Origin of the sequence: Pantoea sp. JZ2 (assembly GCF_035191405.1) — a bacterium.
In the GTDB taxonomy this organism is placed as follows: domain Bacteria; phylum Pseudomonadota; class Gammaproteobacteria; order Enterobacterales; family Enterobacteriaceae; genus Pantoea; species Pantoea stewartii.
This window is the reverse complement of the sequence record NZ_CP045247.1, coordinates 1282200-1297344: the sequence shown is the minus strand read 5'-3', so window position 1 is coordinate 1297344 and position 15145 is coordinate 1282200. Positions and strand designations below refer to the sequence as shown.

The 15145-nt window shown below is 55.4% G+C and carries 12 protein-coding genes and 1 pseudogene; 11 read left to right on the top strand and 2 right to left on the bottom strand.

Annotated features, from left to right (window positions below):
* Positions 1-99: 99 nt before the first annotated feature.
* From GC087_RS06365 to GC087_RS06340, 6 genes and pseudogenes are all read left to right on the top strand, one after another.
* A pseudogene (locus GC087_RS06365) lies at positions 100-453 on the top strand (integrase arm-type DNA-binding domain-containing protein); the annotation flags it as partial.
* Positions 454-1094: 641 nt separating this feature from the next.
* Positions 1095-3242, top strand: a complete 2148-nt coding sequence (locus GC087_RS06360) for a TonB-dependent receptor domain-containing protein (RefSeq protein WP_058702320.1) — start codon at positions 1095-1097, stop codon at positions 3240-3242.
* A 118-nt stretch (positions 3243-3360) separates the two neighbouring features.
* Positions 3361-4302, top strand: a complete 942-nt coding sequence (locus tag GC087_RS06355; RefSeq protein WP_058702319.1) for a siderophore ABC transporter substrate-binding protein — start codon at positions 3361-3363, stop codon at positions 4300-4302.
* Positions 4299-5258 carry an ABC transporter permease gene (locus GC087_RS06350; protein WP_324029980.1) on the top strand — a complete coding sequence of 320 codons (960 nt, stop codon included), beginning with the start codon at positions 4299-4301 and terminating at the stop codon, positions 5256-5258. The genes GC087_RS06355 and GC087_RS06350 overlap by 4 nt, the downstream gene beginning before the upstream one ends.
* Positions 5248-6240, top strand: coding sequence for an iron chelate uptake ABC transporter family permease subunit (locus GC087_RS06345; RefSeq protein WP_324029978.1), 993 nt, complete (start codon positions 5248-5250; stop codon positions 6238-6240). The genes GC087_RS06350 and GC087_RS06345 overlap by 11 nt, the downstream gene beginning before the upstream one ends.
* The gene (locus GC087_RS06340) at positions 6237-6995 is read left to right on the top strand and encodes an iron ABC transporter ATP-binding protein (protein ID WP_324029976.1); all 759 of its coding nucleotides are present in this window, start codon (positions 6237-6239) and stop codon (positions 6993-6995) included. Before GC087_RS06345 ends, GC087_RS06340 begins: the two co-directional genes overlap by 4 nt.
* A 223-nt stretch (positions 6996-7218) precedes the next feature.
* Here the strand turns inward: GC087_RS06340 and GC087_RS06335 are convergent, their stop codons facing one another.
* Positions 7219-7932, bottom strand: a complete 714-nt coding sequence (locus GC087_RS06335; RefSeq protein WP_058702315.1) for an IclR family transcriptional regulator — start codon at positions 7930-7932, stop codon at positions 7219-7221.
* Between the two features lie 175 nt (positions 7933-8107).
* Between GC087_RS06335 and GC087_RS06330 the strand changes: the two genes are divergently transcribed.
* The 4 genes from GC087_RS06330 to GC087_RS06315 are packed head-to-tail and all read left to right on the top strand — an operon-like array spanning position 8108 to position 12058.
* Positions 8108-8800 carry an RraA family protein gene (locus tag GC087_RS06330; protein WP_054633280.1) on the top strand — a complete coding sequence of 231 codons (693 nt, stop codon included), beginning with the start codon at positions 8108-8110 and terminating at the stop codon, positions 8798-8800.
* On the top strand, positions 8800-9738 hold the full coding sequence (locus tag GC087_RS06325) for a hydroxyacid dehydrogenase (RefSeq protein ID WP_324029974.1): 939 nt from the start codon (positions 8800-8802) through the stop codon (positions 9736-9738). Before GC087_RS06330 ends, GC087_RS06325 begins: the two co-directional genes overlap by 1 nt.
* On the top strand, positions 9735-10667 hold the full coding sequence (locus tag GC087_RS06320) for an SMP-30/gluconolactonase/LRE family protein (RefSeq protein WP_058702312.1): 933 nt from the start codon (positions 9735-9737) through the stop codon (positions 10665-10667). The genes GC087_RS06325 and GC087_RS06320 overlap by 4 nt, the downstream gene beginning before the upstream one ends.
* A 38-nt stretch (positions 10668-10705) precedes the next feature.
* A complete protein-coding gene (locus tag GC087_RS06315; protein ID WP_033739395.1) occupies positions 10706-12058 on the top strand; it encodes an MFS transporter in 1353 nt (450 codons plus the stop codon).
* Positions 12059-12573: 515 nt separating this feature from the next.
* On the opposite strand, the gene GC087_RS06310 is transcribed toward GC087_RS06315, so the two are convergent.
* On the bottom strand, positions 12574-13914 hold the full coding sequence (locus tag GC087_RS06310; RefSeq protein WP_033739396.1) for an MFS transporter: 1341 nt from the start codon (positions 13912-13914) through the stop codon (positions 12574-12576).
* A gap of 543 nt (positions 13915-14457) precedes the next feature.
* Here GC087_RS06310 and GC087_RS06305 point away from each other — a divergent pair.
* Entirely contained in the window at positions 14458-15126 is a 669-nt protein-coding gene (locus tag GC087_RS06305) for an ATP-dependent Clp protease proteolytic subunit (protein WP_054687222.1), read from the top strand.
* Positions 15127-15145 lie beyond the last annotated feature (19 nt).

The window sequence follows — 15145 nt, the reverse complement described above, 5'->3', positions numbered from 1 at the left end:
GTCCAAATCCGGCTAAATCCAGTGATTATTGGTATACGAATTGGTATACGTAAGAATGTATGCCAATAACGTATACCAATTCAGGCGGGAAACACAGGCATGGCAAGGACTACGCGCCCATTGACCAATACAGAAGTGCTGCGTGCTAAAGCAACCGATAAAGATCTGACATTGCACGATGGCGATGGACTATTCCTATTAGTGAAAACTAGCGGTAAGAAGCTGTGGCGCTTTCGTTATCAACGCCCAAACACGAAGCAACGAACGATGATTGGCTTAGGTGCTTTTCCTGCGCTTTCTCTTGCTAACGCAAGAGGACTTAGAGCTGAATATCTAGCTTTGTTAGCCAATGGCATTGATCCACAGGTACAAGCAGAAGTTGCGGAGGAACAGCAACAAATTGAACTAGATAGTATTTTCTCAACAGTGGCCGCTAACTGGTTCCAGCACAAGCCTGCGGGCTTTTTTGTCCCCTCCTGTGCCTTTGAAACCCGCATTAAAACTTACCGGTTCCAGAGAAGCATGATCATTTATTGCAGGTATCCGATATTGACTGACTTAATGGTCCATGCGTCATGGTAGACCTCAATGCATTACGGGAAAACCATTATTCATTTAAATAACGCTATTATGCTAAGCCAGCTTATTTCACAAAACAGAATCAAATATTTCACATAATCAGACTTATTATTGATCCAAGTCATTTTTCGCAACCTCTTAACAATTATATAAATTAACAAGAACATCTTTTACCTTTCGTAAATATCATCCCAAACGTAAAAAAAGATAATATTAAAAAGAAACTTACAGGCAGGGAATCATTCAGCAATCCAGTCAGTAAAAGAAGAAATTCTTCGTCTTAAATCTTTATATATCAAAGACCTGTCTTTCATAAAAAGCAATTACCCTTTCCAGCTTCCAGACCATTCCGGCCGATCCTGAACCATTAAAATTCTCACGCAATTACCCTGCGCATTTATTTCACCGCCAACTGATAATGATTATTGATTTGATTCCCATTTATATATCGCCTTATGCTGTTTATCAGCCCGTAAATATCTTCAGGACAAACAACCGTTAAAGGATTAACCGTTATGACGTCGTTAACCCCTCTCGCCCGTCGTATCAAAACCAGTCTGTTCATTCCCGTTTTTGGCATAGCTTCACCTGCGTTTGCTGAGCCGGAGATCACCGATCCCGATGAAGAGGTGATGGTGGTGACGGCTTCGGCTGTCGAACAGCGTCTGAAAGATGCTCCGGCATCAATTTCCGTGATTACCGCACAGCAACTGGCACAGGACGTTGGTAAATCGGCCACGGATCTTGCGGATGTGCTGGAACGTGTCGCGGGCGTATCCAAAGCCATCGGAACAGATGTGGGCTCCGGTATTCAACTGCGCGGTATGCCAGCGGCGTATACGCTGTTGCTGGTTGATGGCAAACGCATGAGCTCCAGCAACGGCATCAAAAGCACGCAACAAAACTATTTCGACGATATCAACTGGATCCCCGTTGATGCCATTGAACGCATCGAAGTGGTGCGGGGACCGATGTCCGCGCTCTATGGCTCGGATGCGATGGGCGGCGTGGTGAATATCATCACGAAGAAAAACAGTGATGTCTGGCACGGTACCTTAACCGCAGGCACGCGCCAGCCGCAGGACGATAAGCGGGGAAGTACCCAGACCTGGACAGGTAGCGTTGGCGGCCCACTGGGGAAAGGGTTTGACCTGCGTCTGAATGGTTCATGGAATAAGCGCCAGGCGGATAAAAGCGACACCGGCGCACTGCGCTGGGGAAGCGGTCAGGAGGGACGCAAGAATGAAAATTACGGTGCCGAACTGGGCTGGGATATTACCCGCCAGCATCGGCTGACGATCTCTACGCAGCAGGGAACCGAAGAAGGTCTTCCCGGCGTCGCCAGTAACGGCAGTGAAATTAATCTGCGCGGGGCCAGTAAGCTTGAGCGTGAAAACTATGCGCTGGATTACCGCGGCATTTTTGCATTTGGCACGGCGAAGCTAAGCGCTTATCAGAATAAATTTAAAAACTGGGTGTCGGACGTACCGGTTATCGCCAACGGCGCGGTGACGGGCAGCGAGGACAGCACGTTGTGGAATAAAGAATCCATTATTGAAGGCGATCTCAACCTGCCCTTCGAACTCGGTTTGCCCCAAAACCTGACCGTGGGCGCGCAATGGAAAAAAGAAGAGCTGCATAACCCACGCTCGCTGGGCGTGACAGCCGACGCGGCCGATACCTTTGGTAAACATACTGGCGAAGCGAAAAGCACCGGCATCTTCATCGAAAACCACATTGACCTGCGGGACGATCTGGCCCTGACGCTGGGCCTGCGCCGGGATAATACCGATTACGGCAACCGGACCACGCCACGCGCCTATCTTGTCTGGCAAGCCACGGATGCTCTGACGTTGAAAGGCGGCTATTCCGAAGGCTTTAAGGCGCCCAGCGTTCGTCAGGCCAGCAAAGGCTTTATCGAAACCTCCCGCGGTGCCGGCTGTAACGGCTATGCCGATTACCAGGGCGGGAGCTGCTATACCCTGGGGAATGACGCGCTGAAGCCTGAATTGTCGCAGAACTGGGAAGTGGGCGCCCTGTACGATTATGCGGGATGGGGCGTGGGCTTAACCTTCTTTGACAGCCGCTTTCAGGACAAAATTGCTTCCGCGCCGGTGGGCTATATTCCGGGCGATGCGTCCGGTAGCTACTGGCTGAAGCGCGTCAATCTGGATACCGCCCGCACGCAGGGCGTGGAAGGCAGCCTGACGGTGCCTCTGATTACGGAAGAGAAAGGCCCCTGGCTGAAAAGCCTGACCCTGAATAACACTTTCACGCGCATGATCAAAGCGGAAGACACACTGGGCGTCATGTTGGTGACCACACCAAAACTCGCCACCTGGTCCTCGCTGGACTGGCAGGTCAATGAGGCGATCAGTCTGTCGATGACCGCCAAATACTACGGAAAAATGCTGGGGCTGAATAACCGCGCGGATCAGGCCGCACGCGGCAATACCGCAACTGCACGTATCCGCCAGGCCTATATGATTTATGGCCTGTCCGGGCAGTACCGGGCGACCAGGCATCTGAAATTCAACATGGGCGTCGATAACCTTTTCGATAAAAATCCGGTGTCCGCGCAACCCTCTGCCAGTACCACCAGCGGCAATAACTATTACGTTCCCGGACGAACACTGTACGCCTCCGTGACGGCTTCGTTCTGATAACACTGAGGGTCCGCTCGCCCTGCTGAACATACCACGTACCCAGGGCGGAAAGCGGATGGTCAGCCCGACAACCGGGCACACTTTTACGGACAATGACAACGTACAAGGAGAAGGTATGCGTTTTTCCCGTCTGGCAGGTTTACTGGCGCTCGCCTGCTTACTGAGCGCGCCGTTAGCGTCGGCCAGCGACGCCCCCACCGTCCAGCTGTCGCATTTTCAGGGCACAACGGCCATTCCTCTGCATCCCCAACGTGTGGTGATCTTAAACCCGGTAACGCTGGACAGTGCCGATGCGTTAGGAATTCATCCGCTGGGCGTGCCCCGGACCGCGATAAGCTATCCGGCCCATCTGGCGCGCTACAACAGTGATGAGTACCTCAATGCGGGCACGTTATTTGAGCCTGACTATGAGGCCCTGAGCCGCGCCAGGCCGGATCTGATTCTGGCCGGCGGCAGAGCCCTGGCGGCCTATAACAAACTCAGCGACATTGCGCCGACCGTATCGCTGGATATCGATCCCAATGATGTTTTAAACAGCCTGCGTCAGCGAACCACGCAACTGGGCGAAATCATGGGAAAACAGGCGCAGGCGAGCACCGTTCTGGCCAGATTTGATGCGCAGGTTGCTGACCTTCGCCGCCAGGCGGCTCAGGCAGGCACGGCCATGATGCTGATGGTCAACGGCGGCAAACTCAGTGCTTACACACCGCATTCCCGCTTTGGTTTTATTTTTGATGTCCTGCAGTTCAGACCGGCCATCGCCCTGCCGACCGCCAGTAAACACGGAAACGCCATTTCGCCCGAACTCATCATGCAGGCCAATCCGGACTGGCTGTTCGTTCTGGATCGCGACAGCGCCATCGGCAGCAAGGCGGGCGTTTCTGCCCGGCAGGTACTGGATAATCCGCTGGTGCGCCGCACCACGGCATGGAAAAAACAGCAGATAATCTGGCTGGATTCGGCCTCGTTGTACCTCGCTGGCGGGATCCAGAGTTACAGCCTGATGATGGAGCAGATCAGGCAGGCACTCAGCACAGCCGGCGTCCGCCCAGAATGAAGTCCGTGGCCTTTAGCTTTAGCCTGATCCTGCTGGGGGCGCTGATGATGCTCAGTGTGATGACGGGCGTCACGCAGCTGTCACTGATGGACGTGTGGCGCGATGCCGACATGCGGGAGATTATGTGGGTGAGTCGCGTGCCGCGCACGGTCGCGCTGGTGCTGGCTGGCAGCGCCATGAGCGTTGCAGGGCAAATCATGCAAATGCTGACGCAAAACCGTTTTGTCGAGCCCTCTGTCGTGGGCACGACACAGTCCGCCGGTCTGGGCTTACTGCTGGTCATGCTGTTTTATCCCGCCGCGCCCGTCATAGTCAAAATGGGCATTGCCGCCCTGTTCGCCCTGGCCGGTACCCTGCTGTTTATGCTGTTAATCGCCCCTGTTCGTCAGAAAAGCGCCCTTATTGTGCCGCTGACCGGCATCATGTTGGGGGCCGTTTTCAGTTCGGTCACCACCTTTCTGGCGATGCAGTTTGACCTGCTGCAGGCGCTGGGCAGTTGGGAATCGGGGGATTTTTCCAGCGTGATGCAGGGGCGCTATGAACTGCTGTGGCTAGTAGGGATGATCGCCCTGCTCGCTGGCCTGCTTGCCGACCGCTTCACGGTCGCCGGTTTAGGGCATGACTTTTCCGTAAACGTCGGGCTGAACTACCGTCGTGTTCAGCTCTCGGGCATGGCGATGATTGCGCTCATCAGCGGCGTGGTTATCGTGGTCGTCGGGGTCCTGCCGTTCCTGGGGTTAATCGTGCCGAATATTGTCAGCCTGCTGGCTGGCGATAACCTGCGACGCACCGTGCACTGGGTCGCGCTGACGGGCGCTATGCTGGTAGTAAGCTGCGATATCCTGGGGCGGCTTATCGTGCAGCCGTTCGAGATCCCGGTCAGTACGTTGCTCGGCGTACTGGGCGCGGCGGTGTTTCTGCTGCTGATTATGAAGGGGAAACGCCATGGCCGTTGAGTGTTCGCTGCCGTCTCGCGTGCTGAACAGGATGCGCTCCCCTGCCGGACGGCTGTGTTTGCTGACCGTCATCGCGATTGCGCTCTGCACGCTGTTTCTGACCCTTAACCTGCAGGGCAATATCGGCTATCTCCTGAAACACCGCGGGCAGATTTTACTGACTATGGTGCTGGTTGCGTTTGCCTCGGGCATCAGCACGCTGCTTTTCCAGACCATCACGCAAAACCGCATTCTTACGCCGTCGATCATGGGGCTGGAGTCGCTGTTTATTTTACTTCAGACGCTGATGGTCTTTTTTATTCACCTGTCGCCGTTGAGCCAGACCTACCCTGTGGTGCAGTTTCTGGGCGAAACGGCGCTTCTGATGCTGTTTGCCACGCTGCTTTACCGCTGGTTATTTAACCGCAGCGGGCTGGAACTTCAGCGCGTCTTACTGGCAGGCCTGGTGTTCGGCACGCTGTTCCGCAGTCTGTCCGGACTGATGCAGCGCCTGCTATCACCGGGAGAATTTGCCGTTTTACAGAGCCGGATGTTTGCCACCTTTACCCGCGCCGATAGCGACGTCCTGCTGTTGTCAGGCAGCGTCATTGCTGTTGTGACGGTAATCATCTGGCGCATGCGCCATCGCCTTGACGTGCTGGCGCTGGGCAGCGATACCGCTACCGCACTCGGCGTGCCCGTTCAGCGCTACGTGACCGGTCTGTTGCTGCTCATCTCCCTGCTGGTAGCGATCTCAACCGCGCTGGTGGGGCCAATGACGTTTCTGGGCTTGTTGATCGTGAATCTGGCCTGGCCCGCCATGGGCTCATGGCGTCATCGCGAGATGCTGCCTGCCGTGGTACTCATCGGCATAATTACGCTGACCGGCGGACAGCTCATTCTGGAGCGACTGCTGGACAGGGCTGGCACGCTGTCCGTCATCATTGAATGTGTTGGCGGTGGACTCTTTCTTTATCTGGTGCTTAAAAAGGTGGCAACGTGATTGAAGTGGTGAATGTGAATAAGCGCTACGGCACGCTTTCTGTTCTCAACAATATCAATGAAACCCTGCCCGCGTCGGGCATCACTGCCATCATTGGTCCTAACGGTGCCGGAAAATCCTCTCTGCTGTCGGTGATGAGCCGACTGCTGACGCCGGACAGCGGTGAAATCAGAATCGATTCGCTGGTGGTGAACGAGGCGCACACTGAACAGCTGGCGAAAGTGCTGTCGGTGCTACGGCAGGAGAATCATTTTACCCATCGGCTGACGGTGTACGATCTGGTCAGTTTTGGCCGCTATCCCTGGTCAAAAGGACGGATAACGGAAGCGGACAGACACCATATTGAGCAGGCGTTGTATTTTCTGGATTTGTTGCCGCTGGCACAGCGTTATCTGGATGAGTTGTCCGGCGGGCAGCGGCAGCGGGCCTTTGTGGCGATGGTGCTGTGCCAGGATACGCAGTACGTTCTGTTAGATGAACCGCTAAATAATCTGGATATGAAACACAGCGTGACCATAATGCAGCAATTGCGACGAGCGGCGGATGAACTGCACAAATCCATCATTCTGGTCATTCATGATATCAATTTCGCCTCCGCCTATTCCGACTACATCATTGCCATGAAAAACGGCGCCGTTTTTATGCGCGGTACGCCAGCCGACATCATGCAGCCGGACGTGCTGACGCGGCTGTTTGAGATTCCGGTGGCGATTGAAACGGTGGCGGATCAGCGGATAGCGATCTATTACCGCTAACCTGACTCACGCTTTCGTGGCGCGGAAGCGGAGCCGCGGACGTCGCCGCGCGGTCCGCTTTATCACTGGCCGATTGCAGGCAAGCGGAGAAACGCGGATGCGACCGGCTCAGCAGTAGAATAGATGTCGGAGTTCTGCCTGCACACGGGGCGGAGGACGGCAGCACATGCCTGCCCTGCTCAGCCGCCGAACGGTTCTTGACCCAACCGCGCGGCACTGCCCGCTATTTACCCCAGTAAACCCCATCGCAAAACGGCTTTCTGGCCCCTAACTGAGCCGACAATCTGGCGGCACTTTCCCGCATCAGGTCACCGAGCCCTGCCGCTTTGCGGTCCAGGGTTAAGCGTGATGACGGACCGGTCAGCGCCAGGGCGGCCGTTAATTTATCCCCTTCGCCAAACACCGGGATGGCAAAGGCGGCAGTGTGCGGATCGCGCGCCCCCGACGTATAGAGCGGTAAGTCCGGTGTCTCAGCAAACAGGGGTTCGCCCATTCCCCAGTAACGCAGCACCTGGCTAATCGCCGAGTTATCCAGAGGATAAAGCGAGCCCGGCAGTCGCGTATGGCGCAGGCCATCCGACGATTCCGCACGGAAGACGCAAAGACGCTGACCGTTATCAATCACATACCAGCTGGCGCTTTCATGGGTGGCCGAAGCCAGCGCCTGTAGCTCGGGCTGGACCACGCTGGCCAGATGAAACGACTGTTCGTAGAGCTTGCCCAGATACAGCAGTCTTGGTCCCAGGATATAAATCCCGTTATCCCGTCTGACTACATAACTCATGCGTTCCAGCGAATTCATCAGGCGATAAACGGTGGTTTTGTGGTAGCCCGAGAGCTGCGACAGCGCCGTCAGGGACAGGCTTTCTTCGCCTGGCTTAAAACAATCCAGCAATGCCAGCGCCTTCTCTACCGCATTAACTCCTTCGTTTCCCATTTCGCTTCTCCTGATTTTTGCTGGCACTGAGTGTACCTGAAACTGTGAGTCACATCTTATTTACATCACAAACAAGCTCGCAACACTGGCGCGAGCGTCAGTGTCACCGATATAGTAATTTCATTATGTACAACACAGTTTTACTCTGTAAAACATCAAACCTGTGAGGTGACCCATGTCCGCGAACGAAAAACCGATGATCAACCGCGACGTTACGCGAGTCAGTCATGATTATGTCAGACGTGCCGCTGAATTTCAGGCCGCGATTATTGCGGATGTCGCGGGCAGACGAGGCACGCTCCATGGCCGCGTTAAGCCACTGGGTGCGCATATGAAAGTGGCCGGACCGGCGGTAACGGTGGAAGTGCGTTCAGGTGATAACCTGGCGATCCATGCTGCGCTGGCGGTGGCCAAACCCGGCGATGTCATCGTGGTAGACGGTAAAGGCGATATCAGTTGTGCGCTGCTAGGCGAAATCATGGCGACCCAGGCAGAAGCGTCCGGCATTGCCGGCATTATCATCGATGGCGCGGTCAGGGATGCGGATGCGCTGAGCAACCACACCTATCCGATTTTCGCCGCTGGCCTGAATCCATGTGGCCCGACCAAGCTGATTCCCGGTCGTGTGAATTACCCGGTTTCTGTGGCCGGTGCGACGATCAACGCGGGCGATCTGGTGGTCGGTGATATCGATGGTGTGGTGGTCGTCCCACGTGACGAGGTCGAATTGGTGCTGGAACTCGCGGCGAAAAAGCTGGATATGGAAACCCGCCGTATTGCGGCAATCAAAGCCGGGGACAAAAGACCGACCTGGCTGAACGGTGCCCTGCGTGCAGCAGGCATGTTAGCGGAAGGGGAGGAACTCTGATGCGCAAACAGGATACTGTCATTATTACCGGCGCTGACATCGCCCCCGCCGCGCTTGCGATGCTGAACGATTATGAAGTGGTGTTTGCGGGCACCAGGCCAACCGAAGACGATCTGGTCGCGCTGTGCCAGCAGTATAATCCCGTCGGAATCGTGGTGCGCTATGGAAAAATTAACGCCCGCATCATGGACGCCGCGCCTGCGCTGCGCGTGATCTCCAAACATGGCAGCGGCATTGACGTTATTGATCAAGCCGCGGCGGCCGAACGAAACATCAGCGTTCAGTCTGCGCCGGGTGCCAACGCGGCGGCGGTGGCTGAACATACCTGGGCAATGATTCTGGCCTGCACCAAATCCCTGATTCCGCTGAATCGCCGGATGCGTGAAGGGCACTGGGACAAATCCAGCCACAAGTCCCTTGAACTGGAAGGCCGGACGCTCGGGCTCGTGGGCCTCGGCGCGATTGGCGGCCGGGTGGCCGATATTGGCCGCGTGTTTGGTATGCAGGTTATTGCTTACGATCCCTGGGCGAAAACGCTGCCCGCGGGCTGTGAGCAGGTGGACGACTTAGCCACGCTTTATGCGCGCGCGGATATAGTGTCGCTGCACTGTCCGCTGACCGCGCAAAACAGCCAGATGATTAATGACCAGGCGCTGGCACAGTTCAAACCCGGCGCCGTGCTGGTGAATACCGCACGCGGTGGACTGATTGATGACGATGCTCTGGAACGCGCGCTCAGGAGCGGCAGGCTCAGTTGGGCGGCGCTGGACAGCTTTACTGTGGAGCCGCTGACCGCGCCCAACCTCTGGCAGACGGTAGAAAACGTCATTATTACCCCGCACATCAGCGGCGTGAGCGATAACTCTTACGTGAAAATGGGGACGGCTTCCGTGACCAATCTGCTGAAGATCTTAGCGCAGAAGGAAGCGACGGTATGATGTGCCTGACTACACCGGAGATCAGGCAGACCACGGTATTTACCCGGCTGCCCGATCGTTTCCGCCAACCTGACAGCCACAATGCCTGGGCGGCCGCTAATCGCGGCGGCCAACTGACCGATTCGTTTCTGGAAGGGCCGGTCTGGCATCCCTCGGGTTGCCTGTACCTGACCGATATTCCGTATGGCCGCATATTCCGTGTCGATATGGCGGGCAACTGGGAGCTCGTCGTGCAGTACGACGGCGAACCCAACGGCATGAAACTGACCGATCCCGATACGCTTCTGATCACGGATTACCGTCACGGCCTGATGAAGCTGTGCCTCAAGGAGAACACGATCGCGCCGTGGCTCTCGCGCCGTAACAGCGAAAGTTTTCGCGGCGTGAACGATCTTACCCCTGACAGCCGGGGCAATCTTTATTTCACCGATCAGGGGCAAACGGGGCTGCACGATCCGTCCGGACGCGTTTACCGGCTCAGCCAGGACGGGCAACTGTCCGTTCTGCTGGATAACTGCCCGAGCCCAAACGGCCTGGTGCTGTCACCCGACGAGAAGGTGCTGTATGTCGCCATGACGCGCGGCAATGCGATCTGGCGCGTACCGCTTCAGCGTGACGGATCGGTCAGCAAAGTCGGCCAGTTCTTTACCTCGCACGGGCCAAGCGGTCCTGATGGTATCGCCGTCAACGCGCAGGGCGAACTGCTGATTGCTAACCCGGGGCTGGGCCGCGTCTGGCTGTTAAACGATCTGGCAGAGCCGATTGAGATTCTGACCAGCCCGGTCGGACGATCCACCACCAACCTCTGTTTTGGCGGCGATCAGCGCCGGCAGTTATTTATCACCGAATCTGTCAGCGGCAGCATTCTTACCTGCTCAATGCAAACGCCAGGCCACCCGCTGCCCTTTCTTTCCACTGCTTTTCTCTGAGAATAACTCTGCGTTGACGCAACGCAGCGGAGACAACCATGAATCTGCACTCAACGCCTTCCCGCTCAATGACGGAGCAGGATGACGTGCCCGTGTCCCATGACGGCATGACTCAAACGGATTTTGAACAAAGTGAAGTCGCGGCAGGCAAAGCCTTTCGCCGTATCCTGCCTTTTATTTTTATCTGCTACGTGGTCAGTTATCTGGATCGCACGAATGTCAGCTTTGCCGCGCTGGGCATGAACGCGGATTTAGGGATTACAGCAGAGCAGTTTGGCTTTGGCGCGGGCATGTTCTTTATCGGGTATTTCCTTTTCGAAGTGCCCAGTAATCTGATCATGCAAAAAGTAGGTGCCCGCATCTGGATCGCCCGCATTATGATTTCGTGGGGGTTGATCTCCATGGCCACCGCCTTCGTCACCGGTCCCGTCAGCTTTGCCTTTGCCCGTTTCTGCCTGGGCGTGGCGGAAGCGGGCTTCACCCCGGGCATTTACCTGTTTTTTACCTACTGGTTCCCCGGCAGCTGGCGCGCCAAAATCACGGCCGCCTTTCTGGTCGGCATTCCCGTGGCGAATATTATCGGTGCGCCGTTATCCGGCATGTTGATGCAAATTACCGGACACGACACTATCCGCAACTGGCAGTGGCTGTTGCTGCTGGAAGGCTTTCCGGCGGTAATACTTGGTGTCATGTGCCTGTTCTTTTTACATGACCGTCCGGCCAAAGCGGGCTGGCTAAGCGAGGCGGAAAAAGCATTGCTGAGCAGGCGGCTGGCGAATGAACAGAAAAAGATCGAACAGGCACACGGTTCCAGCCTGCGGGATGCAATGCGTAATCCCCTGCTCTACCTTCTGGCTTTTATTAACTTTTGCGGCATTGTCGGCTCAATTGGCGTAGGTTTGTGGATGCCGCAGATTATCAAACAGCTTGGCGTCAGCCACACCGCGACGGGTTTTCTGACCGCGTTGCCCTATATCTGTGGCGCCTTCAGCATGCTGTTTTGGGCACAGCGCGCGAATGCTTCCCGCCACCGTATTCGCTGGATCAGCGCGGCGCTGGTGATCGCCGCCGTGGCGTTAGGCTGCAGCGCCCTCATTGATGAACCCGTCCTCAAAATGCTTGCGCTGTGTTTCACTGTGAGCGGCATCCTGGCATTTCAGGCATCATTCTGGGCGCTGCCTTCCGGTTTTTTGACAGGGAGCGCGGCGGCGGGCGGACTGGCGATGATTGTCTCGATTGGTAATCTGGGCGGCTTCGTGGGCCCTTCGCTTATTGGCTATGTGCGCCAGACCAGCGGTGGCTTTATGTGGGCACTGCTGGCGGTGTCGGCGGTGCTGCTGCTGGGAGCCTTCTGCGTAGCGTCCGTCAAGGATCCTTACCGTCACACCTGACCGGACAAAACGACCACGCCGCCGACATTCAGGGTGGCGTGATGTCGCCTCGGATTATGGCCTCAGTTAACTAACCCCGACGCACGATCTGAATGGACACAAAGCCACGCCAATATCAGAGGCGGCGTGGTTTTATCCCCCACGGCTTCATTTCTCCATTATCCTCCTTCCTGCCGCCGTTCCTGCGCATGCAGACTGTTTTTCCACGCCGTTGTCTTTCCCACCGCAACAACGTTCGCGTTCGTCTGCTGATCGCGGCCCGGTATTTCCGATAACCGATACCGGTTTCCGGGAAGTATCCCATCACGATGGCAGGCGAGCACATGGAGCAGAGCAGGCTGAAACGGTATACAGGCGTCCTTGCCGCATCAGAGCGCTCGGCCTGCCCGATAAGGATGGCAGAACCGAACACGGCACCGCTCCTTCCCGGCATTCCTGCGGTTCGCCTCACCTTCACTTTTCTCCGGTATAAAAAAAAGCGCCCGGAGGCGCTTCAGTGATTTCAGCGATGCGACTTATTTGCTGACGGTCGACAGGCTATGATCCGCTTCGATTCTGGTCGCGCTTTTGCGGCCCATGATCAGCACTGCGATACCGCCCGCCCCGCAGAGCACGGCCAGCGGAACCATGGCCAGCGCATGACTGCCCGTCTGCTCGTTGATGATCCCGTACACGTTAACCATCAGCCCGCCGCCAATCAGGTTCGCCATGGCACCGATAGCCGCCAGGCCCGCCGCTGCCGTGCTGGACGACAGCCAGCCGGAAGCCAGTGCCCAGAACGGCCCTTTCATGGAGTACGCGCCAATCAGCACCAGCGACAAAATGACCACGCTGCCCGCCAGCGACTGCGTCAGGAAAGCCGACAGTAGCCCACCCGCAATAAGGAACAGCGTCAGCGCCGTGTGCCAGCGACGTTCGCCCGTACGGTCGGAACTGCGGCCCCAGACGATCATCAACACGGACGCCAGGCCGTAAGGAATGGCGTTCACTAGACCGGTCGTGAAGTTGTCGAGTCCGAACGACTTGAGTAATTGTGGCGACCAGACGCTGAGCGTGGAACCTGCCGCCGAGGCACCGGCATAAATTAAGGCCATCACCCAGATGTGCTTGTGTCGCAGTAACTGCCACAGCGAGATATGACCGATCACCTTACGTTTCGCATTCTCGTCCGCCAACGTTGTGCTGAGCCAGTTGCGCTGTGCTTCCGTCAGCCAGGTCGCGTTTTCCGGGCGGTTGCTTAACAGGAAAAAGGCGGCTATTCCTAAAAGGATGGCCGGGAAGCCTTCTAAAATAAACAGCCAGTGCCAGCCACGTAAGCCAAACCAGCCATCCAGTGACAGGATGGCCCCGGAGATCGGTGAGCCGATAAAGTTTGCTGCCGGGATAGCCACCATAAAGGTCGCAATGACGCGGGCGCGGTATTTACCGGGGATCCAGTAGGTCAGGTAGAGGATCACGCCAGGGAAAAAGCCCGCCTCCGCCGCGCCCAGTAAAAAGCGCAGGAAATAAAGCATCCCGGCACTGGAGACAAAGGCCGTGCAGACCGACACGATGCCCCACGTCACCATAATGCGCGATATCCAGATCTTCGCCCCGATCTTTTGCATCGCCAGATTGCTGGGCACTTCAAACAGAAAATACCCCACAAAAAACAGGCTGCTCGCCAGGCCGAACACCGCTTTGGTCAGCCCGAGATCTTCATTCATCTGCAGGGCCGCCATTCCGATATTGCCCCGGTCAATGATAGCGATCAGATAACAGACAATCAGAAACGGCAGAATGCGCCATATAACACGCTTTACCGTCTGCTGCTCTATATCGGAGGTTATGGCCACATTGGGTCTCTTTTCAGACATGGTGTTCCTCACAGAAGGTTCATGGTTTTACATCTGGGTAAACTTCATGTTTTACTCTGTAAAACTATGGTGTACAAAGTACACTAATTATCTGGCGAAACTTTTTCCTGTGCTGGCAAATGTTATGAGGTTGTGTGACTTGTCACAAAAAGGGATCAGTTTGCCGTGGGATATGTGACGCAGCCGGAGCTTTTCCCGCTTCCCCCGCGTCCCCGGGACATGGCGCATTGAGCAGAATCGCAGAAAGCCCGCAGGTACAAACGCCAGGAAAAGCGGAGCCGTGCGATAAAAGCAGCACGGTGCCCTGCGGTGCTGACAATACTGAAAAGCAGTATGCCGTTTACCGGACTGCATATGTGATGCGGCTTCGTTGTTCCCCTCTTCGACAAAATTAGCGTCGCCGCAGGTTATTTTGAAAAAGTCATTTAAAAGCCATAATACTGAAATATATTTTTAGCGGTAACAAACGCGTGCAAAATGATAATAGATATTGCAGATATAATGTCGCACTGATAATTAAAGGGCAAAAAGGATGGAGTTAATATGAAATATATTTTCTGTGCGGCTGCCGTTTTTGTCCTGACCAGTTTTACCTCACAGGCGGCGATGAACAAAGTCGTTGACGAGAAGCGCCCACCCAACACCGTTAAAACGGTAAAAATTGCTTTCACTGGCGCGATAACGCAGAACAAAATTATGGCCCTGTCCGCCGCCATTGACGAGATTGCGCAAAACTACAAAGCCGCTACGGAGATACAGCTTTATCTCACCAGCCCCGGCGGTGATGTTGATGCCGGGAAAATGGGCTATCAGATAGTGAAGGACTCACCCATTCCGGTGACCACCGTGAATATGTCCTCCGTCGAATCCTCAGCAACCTTAATTTATTGTGGCGCAAAGAAACGGCTAACCATGGACGATTCGATTTTTTTATTACATGCGCCCACGATTCATGATGCTCAGGACAGAAATTTTTCAGAAAATATGCTGGTTGAAAAAAATGAATTTAGCAGCCGATTCCGCAATATTATTAAAAATATTTATCACACCTGTACCAACCTGACGGATGATCAAATCGACAAAATTACCTACAGCGAAGACAACCATATGCTGCTGGATAATCAACACGCACTGGCTGTCGGCATTGCGACAGGCGGGCTCAGCCATTTTATGCCCGCTGACGCGGCCTATTATATTCACGACAATAATTAGTCCTGCGCAGGCCGCGATG